The sequence below is a fragment of the Mycolicibacterium pyrenivorans genome, from assembly GCF_025821625.1.
GTDB lineage: Bacteria > Actinomycetota > Actinomycetes > Mycobacteriales > Mycobacteriaceae > Mycobacterium > Mycobacterium pyrenivorans.
This window is the reverse complement of record NZ_JACKSH010000168.1, coordinates 1-11145: the sequence shown is the minus strand read 5'-3', so window position 1 is coordinate 11145 and position 11145 is coordinate 1. Positions and strand designations below refer to the sequence as shown.

The following is an 11145-nucleotide window of genomic DNA, read 5'->3' as shown; positions in this document are numbered from 1 at the left end:
GTCACTTCGCGCCGGTCGGCGTCCCGTTTCGCGTGTCGGGGAGCAGACTGGCAGAATGACCCGCTTGGAGGGGAGTATTCCTTCGCCGCCGTGTCGTCATCACGTCGTCCGTAGTCGGACGACCGGTGCAGCGGGCCTGCAATCGACGATCGGGTCGGTGTTGGTGGAAGAGACCTCCGGCGTTGAACGACGACCGGAGGTTTGATGAACGTATCTGGACTCGAGTGGGGCATCACCCTCGCTGTGACGATCGGCATTCTGCTTGTCGATGTGCTGATCTTCGGGCGTCGGCCCCACGAGCCGTCACGGCGGGAGACCGGGACCGCGCTGACCTTCTACATCGGCCTGGCGATCGCCTTCGGCCTGTGGACGTGGTTCTTCCACGGCAGCCAGTACGGGCTCGAGTTCTTCGCCGGATGGCTCACCGAGTACAGCCTGTCGGTGGACAACCTGTTCATCTTCTTGATCATCATGGCCAGCTTCAAGGTGCCGCGGATCTACCAGCAACAGGCGCTGCTCGTCGGGATCATCCTCGCGCTCGTCTTCCGTGGCATCTTCATCGCACTCGGCGCACTGGCCATCAACCAGTTCTCGTGGGTGTTCTATCTCTTCGGCGCATTCCTGATCTACACCGCCATCAAGCTGGTCCGCGACACCGAGCACGACGACGACGCCGACAACTCCGTGGTCCGGTTCGCCCAGCGGCACCTGAAGTTCACCGACCGGTGGGACGGCCTGAAGCTGTGGGTGAAAGAGAACGGCAGTCGCGTGATGACGCCGATGTTCCTGGTCATCGTCGCGTTGGGCACCACCGACCTGCTGTTCGCGCTGGATTCCATCCCCGCCATCTACGGTCTGACCCGCGAGCCCTACCTGGTGTTCACCGCCAACGTGTTCGCGTTGATGGGCCTGCGCCAGCTGTACTTCCTGCTCGGCGACCTGCTGAAGCGGCTGGTGTACCTGTCCCAGGGGTTGGCGTTCATCCTCGGCTTCATCGGCATCAAGCTGCTGCTGCACGCGCTGCACGAGAACGAGCTTCCGTTCATCAACGGCGGCGAGCACGTCCCGGTGCCGGAGATCCCGACGCTGGCCAGCCTCGGCGTCATCGTGGTCACGCTGCTGATCACCACCGCGGCGAGCCTGTACAAGACGCGGGTGCACGACGTGCGCAAGAACGGCGGCGAGACGGCGGTGGAGCCGGCCGACCTCACCACGGACCCGCGCGAGGATCCGTCGCGCTGACCGGGCTCAGGCCGACGCGACGGCGTCGTCGATCAACCGTGCATAGCGGTTGGTGCGGGCGTTGCCCGTCGTGCCAGGCCCCATCTTGTTCATGACGTAGGCGTAGGTGGCGCGACGGTCGGTGTCCATGACGGCGATCGAGCCGCCCCAGCCGCCCCACCAGCAGACCCTGCCGTCCGGAATCGCCGGAACGCTCTCAGGAGTGGGCAAGCCGAAACCGATGCCGAAGCGCAGCGGCAGGAACAGCACCTGGTCGAGGCCGTGGGACTGCTCGGCGAAGACGAGGTCGATGGTGCCGGGCGACAGCAGCTGCACACCGTTCGCACTGCCGCCCAACGAGATCGGCGACAACGCCCGGACGAGTCCGCGTGCGTTGCCGTGACCGTTGGCCCCCCCGATGTCGGCGGCCCGCCACGGTGCGGTCTCGGCCAGGGCGACGCCATAGGCCCCCGGCGGGAACGCGGCGAACGTCTTGACCGCCGGATGGTCGGGCGCCAGTCGCGCCAGGCCCAGGTCCCTCGGCGGGGGCGGCACCAGCTCGGCGATGTGGCGGTCGGCCGCGGTATCGGCGCCGATCTGTACGTCGGCGCCCAGCGGTGCGGCGATCTCGTCGCGCACGAAATCCTTCAGCGAGCGACCCGTGATGCGGCGCACGACCTCGCCGATCAGATGCCCGTAGGTCAGTGCGTGGTAGCCCGATGCCGTCCCCGGTTCCCACCACGGCGCCTGGGCCGCCAGCTGGGACGTCGCCCTGTCCCAGTCGTAGACGTCCTCGACGCCGAACGGCGCCTCCCACCCGGACACGCCAGAGGTGTGCGAGAGCAGATGGCGGATCTCGATGTCCTGCTTTCCGTTGGCGGCGAACTCCGGCCAGTACGCGGCGACGGGAGCGAACGGGTCCAGCTCACCGCGGTCGACGAGGATCAGCGCTGCCAGCGCGGTCAGGGTCTTGGTGCACGACCAGAAGTTGACGATGGTGTTCTCTTGCCAGGGAACGCTTTCCGCGCGGTCGGCGTATCCGCCCCAGATGTCGGCGACAAGCTCACCGTCGATGTCGACGGCGATCGACGCGCCGAGTTCCTCGCCGGCGGCGATCTCTTCGGCGAGCGCCGCCGCGAGTCCGTCGAAGCGGGCGTCCCACCGGCCGTGGACGATGTCGGTCATGACGACATCATGCGCTTTCGTGCCAGCGCTCCGACACGCGTCGCAGACCCTGCGGGGTCAGTCGTCCGAACAACCGCAGCCGCGCCATGCCGCCGTCGGGATGGATGTCGAGGCGCGCGTCGGTGACCGGGCGGTCCGCCCCGATCAGGAACCGGTGCTTGGTGTCGGGTTGCAGCGGGGTCCGCGGCAGCAGGTCGAACCACTCGCCGCTGGGATCGGAGTCGTCGCGCCCCCGCAACGCCGCGGATCCCGGGGCATTGCCGACGAAGTACGACGTGTCCAACTCGGCGGCGGTCACCACCCCCTGGCCGGCCAATCGCACCTGCACCCAGTCGTTTCCGGCGTCGCGGCGTCGGGAGGTCTCCCAGCCCTCGCCCATGGTCCTGGCCACGCCCGGCAACAGCAGGTTGTTCGGCGAACTGTAGAACATGTTGGAGCAGGCGGTGATTCGGCCGCCGTTCTCCAGGGCCGCCAAGTCGAGGGGGAGTTCGGTGAACCGCGGGTCCAGCAGACCTTCGCCGTGCACGCGAAGGCGCGCCACGCCGCCGTCGGGATAGATCGCCAGGCGCACATGGGTCCAGCGCCGCGGCGATTCGACCGCGAACGGGTTACGGGTGTCGCCGTTGACCGCGCGGCGCGCGGCGATCGTCGTCCAGGAAGCCTTGTCGGCCAGCTCTTCCGGGCTCGGATACCCCTCGACGAACGCCGCTTCGACCGAGATCTCGGGGGGATAGTTCCCGGTGAACCAGGCCGTGTCCACGACCACCCCGCGGATGATGCCGGGCACGCCGAGTCGGACGATGACGAAGTCGTGCGAATCGGCCGTGGCGCCACGGCGTCTGCGCGTTTCCCACCCGTCATAGACCTGGCCCTTGTGGCCGAAGGTGGCCGGTCGATGCTCGGCCGGGCCCGGTTTGATCAGGTTCTCCTTCTCGGCGAACAGATCGTCGTTGGCCCACAGCACCGCTGCGCCCGCGGAGCGGGCGGCGAGGTCGGGTAGCGAGAGGAAGTGGGAGTGACCCGCGGGGCCGGTCGGCGAAGTGCTCACCGCGACGAGCCTAGGGGAGCGGCGGTCACCAGTTGTCGTAGCCGCCTTCGGGTCCCAGCATCCGCTCGAGGCGCGTGCGGTTGATCCGGGCGAGTTCGTTTCGGACGACCTTGCGCTCGGTTTCGTAGTCGTTGTGGAGACGGTCGTGCATCGCGGCGAGCACGTCGTCGGCGCAGTAGCCGTTGATGAACATCACGAACCCGAAGCCGAACCGCTGCAGATAGGACTTCGACGCCGATGTCAGCTCGGCCATGATCTCGGGACGATCGTCGGTGATGGCGCACTGTTCGGCCTGGGACTTCTCGCTGCCCGGCCGCCTGCCGATGTCGGGGTAGCCCTGCAGGATCGAGTCGATCGATTCCTCGCTCAGCCCGAACAGCAGCGCGTCGGCGCAGCGGAAGAGTTCGTCGTGGCTGTTGAAGGGGCGGGCGCGGGCCAGGTCGGCGGCCAGCGGCACGCTGGAGCAGCACTCGAAGACCGCATGCACGGCGCGGCGCATCGGCAGCGCGTTGAATGCGTCGAGCCCGATCCCCTGATGCAGCAGCACCCCGTCATGATCGAAGGTGCAGGACACGGTTGCGTTACGCCGTGTTACGGCCACGCAAATTTCGTCTAGTGACCTTCGGTCTTGAACCGCTCGATCGAGCGCAGCACCTCGGCCTCGGCCTCTTCGCGGCCCACCCAGTCGGCGGCCTTGACGAACTTGCCCGGCTCCAGGTCCTTGTAGTGCACGAAGAAGTGCTTGATGGCGTCGAGTTCGAACTCGGACACGTCACCGATGTCGGTGATGTGGTCCCACCGGGGGTCGGCGAGCACGCACAGCACCTTGTCGTCGCCGCCCTTCTCGTCGGTCATCCGGAACATCCCGACGGGGCGTGCCTCCACGATGCACCCGGGGAAGACCGGCTCGGGAAGCAGCACCAGCGCGTCCAGCGGGTCGCCGTCCTCGCCGAGGGTGTCCTCGATGTAGCCGTAGTCCGTCGGGTAGCCCATCGCCGTGAACAGATAGCGGTCCAGCTTGACCTTCCCGCTGTCGTGGTCCACCTCGTACTTGTTGCGTGACCCCTTCTGGATCTCGATGAGGACATCGAACTGCACCGTGGGGACTCCTTCGCATCTGCTCGGCATGTGGGTCGCCTGCTGTCGACGCGGGTCGACAGGCGGGGTTCACCTTAATCTGGGGGCGATACCCTGCTGTACAGGGGTGGCTCGGGTAGTTGTTCGAGAGCAGGAGAGACATGCGGCCCACGCAGTGGCGGCGATCCACGCACGTGGCACTGGGGGTGGCGGTGCTGATGCTGGTCGCTGTCCTGGTCGCCGCGGCGGCGTTGCTGACCACGGGAGACACCCCCGACCAGCAGGCCGTCGAACCCGCCCCGCCGCCCGCGACCGCCCAGCCCGCTGTCGTCCCGGTCGCCGACTCCGCGGAGGCCCCGACGACCGACGGCCTCACCGCCGCGCTGGGCCCGGTGCTCGCCGACCCGAACCTGGGCAAGTTCACCGGGCGCATCACCGACGCGCTGACGGGCACGGAGTTGTGGTCACACGGCGCTGAGCTGCCGATGCAGCCGGCCTCGACGAATAAGGCGCTGACCGCCGCGGCGGCGCTGCTCACCCTCGACCGGGACGCCCGGCTGACGACACGGGTGCTGTCCTCCGGCCAGCCCGGGGTGGTGGTGCTGGTCGGCGCGGGCGATCAGACGCTGTCGGCCGCGCCGCGCGGCGAGGACACCTGGTACCGCGACGCGGCGCGCATCGTCGACCTCGCCGATCAGGTGCGACGCAGCGGGGTCACCGTGAAGGCGGTGCAGGTGGACCTCAGCGCCTACAGCGGCCCGACGATGGCCCCCGGCTGGGATCCGCTGGACATCGACGGCGGCGACATCGCCCCGATGGAGCCGGTGATGCTCGACGGTGGCCGCACACAGCCGGTGAGCGTGGAGTCGCGGCGCTCCCGGACCCCGGCCCTCGACGCGGGCCGCGCGCTGGCCGTGGCGTTGCGGGTCGACCCGGCCAAGGTCACGGTGCTGCCGTCCGGGGGCACGGGCGCTCTCGACGACGCCGAAGAGATCGCCGCGGTGCAGTCACCGCCGCTGATGCAGCGGCTGCGGGACATGATGAACTTCTCGGACAACGTGATGGCGGAGTCCATCGGCCGTGAGGTGGCCGCCGAGCTGAACCGGCCGCAGAGTTTCGACGGGGCGACACGCGCGGTGCTCAGTGCCCTCGAGGACGCGGACATCGACACCGAAGGGGCCCGGCTGTTCGACTCGAGCGGCCTGTCGGTGGACGACCGCCTGACCGCCGACACCCTCGACGACGTGGTCAGTGCCGCCGCCGGGGACGCGCGCCCCGACCTGCGGCCGCTGGTCGACCTGCTGCCGATCGCCGGGGGAAGCGGCACCCTGTCCAACCGCTACCTCGACACCGACGAGGGCCGCGCCGCGGCGGGGTACCTGCGGGCCAAGACCGGCTCGCTGACCGGTACCAACTCGCTGGCCGGGATGGTGACCGACGAGAGTGGTCGGGTGCTGACCTTCGCCCTGCTGTCCAACGATGCCGGTCCGTCGGGGCGTACCGCGCTCGACGCCTTCGCAGCGACGCTGCGCTCGTGCGGATGCCGCACATGAGCCCGCCCGCCAAGTCCGGTTTCGCCGTCGGCCGCGCGGTCGACTGGAACCTGGCCGCCACGCTGGGTGGAAAGCTGGTGAGGCCGGAACCCGCAGCCACCGACTACACGCGCAGTCAGGTGATCGAGCAGCTCACCGAGTCCGCCCGCGCATCCGAACTCCCGGTCCGCGAGTTGACCGGCCTGAACGAGGGCGGCGAGATCCCTGAGGCGCGAATCGTCAACCGGCCCCAGTGGATTCGTGCCGCAGCGCACTCCATGCGGGCGATGACCGGTGGTGGGCACGACGGTGACACCAAGCCAGGGGCGATCAGCGGGCGCATCGCAGGCGCGCAGACCGGTGCGGTGCTGGCGTTCGTGTCGTCGGGCATCCTCGGGCAGTACGACCCCTTCTCCGACGGCGGGGGCGAGCTGCTGCTGGTGTACCCCAACGTCATCGCCGTCGAGCGCCAGCTGCGGGTGAACCCGGCGGACTTCCGCATGTGGGTGTGCCTGCACGAGGTCACCCACCGGGTGCAGTTCCGGGCCAACCCCTGGTTGGCCGACCACATGACCAATGCGCTGGCAGTCCTGACCGAGGACGCGGCCGACGACGTCACGCAGGTCGTCGGAAGGCTCGCCGAGTATCTCCGTGACCGCCGCAGCGTCGCGAAAGGCCAGGAGCCGGAGCCGAATTCGGCCGGCGTCCTCGGGTTGCTCCGCGCCGTGCAGTCCGAGCCGCAGCGCAAGGCGCTCGATCAACTGCTGGTGCTCGGCACGCTGCTCGAGGGGCACGCCGAGCACGTGATGGATGCGGTCGGACCGGCCGTGGTGCCGTCGGTCGCGGCGATCCGGCGCCGGTTCGACCAGCGAAGGGAGCGCAAGCAGCCGCCGCTGCAGCGGCTGATGCGCGCACTGCTGGGCATCGACGCGAAGATGAGCCAGTACACCAGGGGCAAGGCCTTCGTCGACGATGTCGTGTCCAGGGTGGGGATGCAGCGGTTCAACGCCATCTGGACCGATGCCGAAAGCCTGCCGCTGCCAAGCGAAATCGACGAGCCGCTGCGATGGATCGACCGGGTGCTGTAGCCGAGCTGCGCGCCGTGGTGGCGCGTTTCGCCCGCGACCACACCGTGGGTGAGGACCGGTGGTGCGTCGCGCTGTCGGGCGGCCCGGACTCGCTCGCGCTGACGGCCGCCGCGGCGACGGTGATGCCCACCACCGCGCTGATCGTCGACCACCGCCTGCAGCCGGACTCCTCGTCGGTCGCCGCGACTGCGCGGGATCAGGCGCTGGCCCTCGGATGTGTTCGCGCCGAGGTTCTTTGCGTCGAGGTGGGCACTGCGGGCGGCCCTGAGGCCGCTGCCCGTGCCGCCCGCTACCGCGCGCTCGACGACGCCAGGGCGGGCGCTCCGGTCTTGCTGGCACACACCCTCGACGACCAGGCCGAGACGGTGCTGCTCGGCCTCGGCCGGGGATCGGGCGCCCGGTCCATCGCCGGGATGCGGCCGTGTGACCCGCCCTGGTACCGGCCGCTGCTCGCGGTGCGGCGGGAGGTGACCCATCGGGCGTGCGCCGAGTTACGGCTGACGCCGTGGCAGGACCCGCACAACACCGACCGGCGCTACACCAGGGTCCGGTTGCGTACCGACGTGCTGCCCGCGCTCGAGGAGGCCCTCGGCGGCGGGGTGGCCGAGGCGCTCGCCCGCACCGCGACCGCGCTGCGCGAGGACAACGACACCCTCGACGGTATCGCCGCGGAGATCCTCACCCGGCTCGCCGCAGGCGGTGACGCCGGGGGGCTCCCCACCGCGGCGCTGGCCCCGCTGCCGGAGGGGGTCCGGCGCCGGGTGATCAGAGGGTGGCTGCTCGCCGGCGGAGCGGTCGGGTTGACCGACAAGCAGATCCGCGCCGTCGACGGCCTGATCACCGCCTGGCGCGGCCAGGGCGGGGTCGCGGTGCCCAGCGCGCAACCCCGGACGCGGCTGTTCGCCGGCCGCCGATCCGAACTGCTGATGCTCTACCGGGAACCGGTGTGAGGGCTCGCGTTCGTGATCCCGGCCACCCATGCCACCGCCCCGGCGCGGCACCGCTACTCTGTGGGCGTGCCTGCGCATTCAGCGGAGTTGTACCCCGGTGACATCAAGTCGGTGTTGCTGTCGGAAGAACAGATCCAATCCAAGACCGCTGAACTCGGAGCGCTGATCGCCGCCGATTACCGGGATGCGGCCGCCGAGCAGGACCTGCTTCTCGTCACCGTGCTCAAGGGCGCGGTCATGTTCGTCACCGACCTCGCCAGGGCGATCCCGCTGCCCACCCAGCTGGAGTTCATGGCCGTCAGCTCCTACGGATCGTCCACATCGTCGTCCGGCGTGGTGCGCATCCTCAAGGACCTCGACCGCGACATCAACGACCGCGACGTGCTGATCGTGGAGGACATCGTCGACTCCGGGCTGACCCTGTCGTGGCTGCTGCGCAACCTGGCCACCAGGCGTCCGCGGTCACTGCGGGTGTGCACGCTGCTGCGCAAGCTCGAGGCCGTCCGGGCCGATGTCGAGATCGAGTACGTCGGCTTCGACATCCCCAACGAGTTCGTCGTCGGGTACGGGCTCGACTACGCCGAGCGTTACCGCGACCTGCCCTACATCGGCACGCTCGACCCCAAGGTGTACGAGAACCACTAAGGCCGAAGGCCGACAAACGGCCGAGTGGCCGAAGGCCGACAAACGGCCGATGCCCGGGGCAGAATGCGGGAATGACCGAGACAGCCCTTCGGATCTGCCCGTTCTGCGAAGCCACCTGTGGTCTGACGCTGACCATCGACGACGGCCGGGTCACCGGCGCGCGCGGCGACCACGACGACGTCTTCAGCGCCGGCTTCATCTGCCCGAAAGGCGCCAGCTTCGCCGAACTGGACAACGACCCCGACAGACTGGGTGCGCCACTGATTCGTCGGGATGGGGTGCTGACCGGCGCCACCTGGGACGAGGCGTTCGCCGCCGTGGCCGCCGGCCTCGGCGCCGCGGTCCGCGACCACGGCGGCGCCTCGGTGGGGGTGTACCTCGGCAACCCGAACGCGCACACCGTCGCGGGTGCGCTGTACCCGCCGCTGATCATTCGCGGACTGGGCACCCGGCAGGTGTTCTCCGCCAGCACGCTGGACCAGATGCCCAAACACGTGTCGCTCGGCCTCATGTTCGGCAGCCCGGTCGCGTTCACGGTGCCCGACCTCGACCGCACCGACTACCTGGTGATCATCGGAGCGAACCCGCTGGTGTCCAACGGCAGCCTGGCCACGGCCGCCGACTTCCCCGGGAAGCTGCGCAGGCTGCGCAAGCGCGGCGGCACGCTCGTCGTCATCGACCCGGCCCGCACCCGCACCGCAGAAATCGCCGACCGGCACCTGGCCCCGCGGCCGGGCACCGACGCCGCCCTGTTGTTCGCGATCGTCAACGTGTTGTTCGAGGAGGGCCTCGTCACGCTGGGCGCCCTCGCCGACCACGTCGCCGGGCTGGACGAGGTCCGGGAACTGGCCGGAGACTTCCCGCCGGAGACCGTGGCCGCCCACTGCGGGATCGAGGCCGAGGAGATCCGGACCCTCGCCAGGGAACTCGCGGCGGCGCCCACCGCCGCCGTGTATGGCCGGATAGGCACGTCCACCGTCGAGTTCGGCACGGTGGGCAGCTGGCTGGTCGACGTCGTCAACGTCCTCACCGGGAATCTGGACCGCCCCGGCGGAGCGATGTTCCCGCTGTCGCCCGTCGCGCCTGCGCCGCGTGGTCCCCGACGGGGCCGGGGGTTCACCACGGGCCGCTGGCACAGCCGGGTCTCCGGCCACCCCGAGGTGCTCTTCGAACTGCCGGTGGCGGTGCTGGCCGAGGAGATCGAGACGCCCGGCGACGGGCAGATCAAGGCGATGGTCACGATCGCGGGTAACCCCGTGCTGTCCGCGCCGGACGGGGACCGGCTCGACCGCGCGCTGGCCGGCGTCGGCTTCATGGTGAGCGTCGACCCCTACCTCAACGAGACGACCCGCCACGCCGACGTCATCCTTCCGCCCCCGCCGCCGTCGCGCAGCCCGCACTTCGATTTCGCCCTCAACAACCTCGCGGTGCGCAACAACGCGCGCTATTCACCGCCCGCGCTGGCGCTGCAGGGCTGTCCCGACGAAGCCGAGATCCTGTCGCGAATCGCGTTGGTGATCTACGGGATCGGGTACGACGCGGATCCCGCACTGGTCGACGAACAGGTGATCGCCACCACGCTGGCCAAGGAGACCGCCGACGACGCCTCGCCGGTCGCGGGCCGCGCGGTCGAGGAGCTGACCGCGATGCTCGCCGACGGTCCCGGCTACGAACGTCGGCTCGACATGATGCTGCGGCTCGGCGCGTACGGCGACGCGTTCGGTGCCCGGTCCGACGGCCTGACCTTGACGCGGCTCAAGGCGGCGCCGCACGGCATCGACCTGGGTCCGCTGCAGCCGCGGCTGCCCGATCTGCTGCGGACCCCGTCGGGTCTGATCGAGCTGGCACCGCCGCAGCTGGTCACCGACGCCGCGAGGTTGCGCGATTCGCTGGGGCATCGCGGCGACGGGTTCGTGCTGATCGGCCGTCGACACCTGCGCTCAAACAACTCCTGGATGCACAACCTGCCCGCGTTGTCGGGCGGCACGAACCGGTGCACGCTGCGGATCCACCCCGATGACGCCGCCGAACTGGGGTTGTCCGACACCGCCGTGGTCAAGGGGCCCGGCGGCGAGCTGGTGGTGCCCATCGAGATCACCGAGGACATCCGTCGCGGCGTGCTGTCGCTGCCCCACGGCTGGGGCCACGATCGCGGCGGCACCGGACAGACCCTGGCGGCCAGCCACCCCGGGGTCAACGTCAATCAGCTCAACGACGGATCGGTGCTGGATCCGCTGTCGGGTACCGCCGTGCTCAACGGGATCCCCGTCATCGTCGAACGGGCCGTCACGCCGGTCGGCTCTTAGCCTCGATCCACCGATAAATTGGTTGGTCGTGGGGTGTCGGAATGAGGAAAGTGCCCCTTGAGCTGGGAGGATTGGTGTTCTCTACGCATCAAT

10 protein-coding genes are annotated in these 11145 nt (G+C 69.6%); 6 read left to right on the top strand and 4 right to left on the bottom strand.

The genetic code is table 11. The features are described from left to right. Positions 1-204 precede the first annotated feature (204 nt). Entirely contained in the window at positions 205-1242 is a 1038-nt protein-coding gene (locus H7I57_RS19925) for a TerC family protein (protein WP_264025522.1), read from the top strand. A 6-nt stretch (positions 1243-1248) separates the two neighbouring features. Here the strand turns inward: H7I57_RS19925 and H7I57_RS19920 are convergent, their stop codons facing one another. From H7I57_RS19920 to H7I57_RS19905, 4 genes are all read right to left on the bottom strand, one after another. Continuing rightward, positions 1249-2406, bottom strand: a complete 1158-nt coding sequence (locus H7I57_RS19920) for a serine hydrolase domain-containing protein (protein ID WP_264025521.1) — start codon at positions 2404-2406, stop codon at positions 1249-1251. A 7-nt stretch (positions 2407-2413) separates the two neighbouring features. Continuing rightward, entirely contained in the window at positions 2414-3454 is a 1041-nt protein-coding gene (gene alc / locus H7I57_RS19915) for an allantoicase (protein ID WP_264025520.1), read from the bottom strand. 25 nt (positions 3455-3479) lie between these two features. After that, positions 3480-4001 (bottom strand): 2-oxo-4-hydroxy-4-carboxy-5-ureidoimidazoline decarboxylase, encoded by a 522-nt coding sequence (locus H7I57_RS19910; protein WP_264025519.1) that lies wholly within the window; start codon positions 3999-4001, stop codon positions 3480-3482. Between the two features lie 65 nt (positions 4002-4066). Then, a complete protein-coding gene (locus H7I57_RS19905; RefSeq protein WP_264025518.1) occupies positions 4067-4552 on the bottom strand; it encodes an inorganic diphosphatase in 486 nt (161 codons plus the stop codon). A 140-nt stretch (positions 4553-4692) separates the two neighbouring features. Between H7I57_RS19905 and dacB the strand changes: the two genes are divergently transcribed. From dacB to H7I57_RS19880, 5 genes are all read left to right on the top strand, one after another. Next, positions 4693-6084, top strand: coding sequence for a D-alanyl-D-alanine carboxypeptidase/D-alanyl-D-alanine endopeptidase (dacB, locus tag H7I57_RS19900; protein ID WP_264025517.1), 1392 nt, complete (start codon positions 4693-4695; stop codon positions 6082-6084). Continuing rightward, positions 6072-7151: an Rv3626c family coenzyme F420 biosynthesis-associated protein gene (locus H7I57_RS19895; RefSeq protein ID WP_264025547.1), complete on the top strand. Its 1080-nt coding sequence runs from the start codon at positions 6072-6074 to the stop codon at positions 7149-7151. The genes dacB and H7I57_RS19895 overlap by 13 nt, the downstream gene beginning before the upstream one ends. Beyond that, complete coding sequence (tilS, locus tag H7I57_RS19890; protein WP_264025516.1) at positions 7130-8101, top strand: tRNA lysidine(34) synthetase TilS; 972 nt, start codon at positions 7130-7132, stop codon at positions 8099-8101. Before H7I57_RS19895 ends, tilS begins: the two co-directional genes overlap by 22 nt. 66 nt (positions 8102-8167) lie before the next feature. After that, complete coding sequence (gene hpt / locus H7I57_RS19885) at positions 8168-8746, top strand: hypoxanthine phosphoribosyltransferase (protein WP_372510297.1); 579 nt, start codon at positions 8168-8170, stop codon at positions 8744-8746. A gap of 71 nt (positions 8747-8817) precedes the next feature. Next, positions 8818-11052 carry a molybdopterin-dependent oxidoreductase gene (locus tag H7I57_RS19880; RefSeq protein ID WP_264025515.1) on the top strand — a complete coding sequence of 745 codons (2235 nt, stop codon included), beginning with the start codon at positions 8818-8820 and terminating at the stop codon, positions 11050-11052. The last annotated feature ends 93 nt before the right edge of the window (positions 11053-11145 follow it).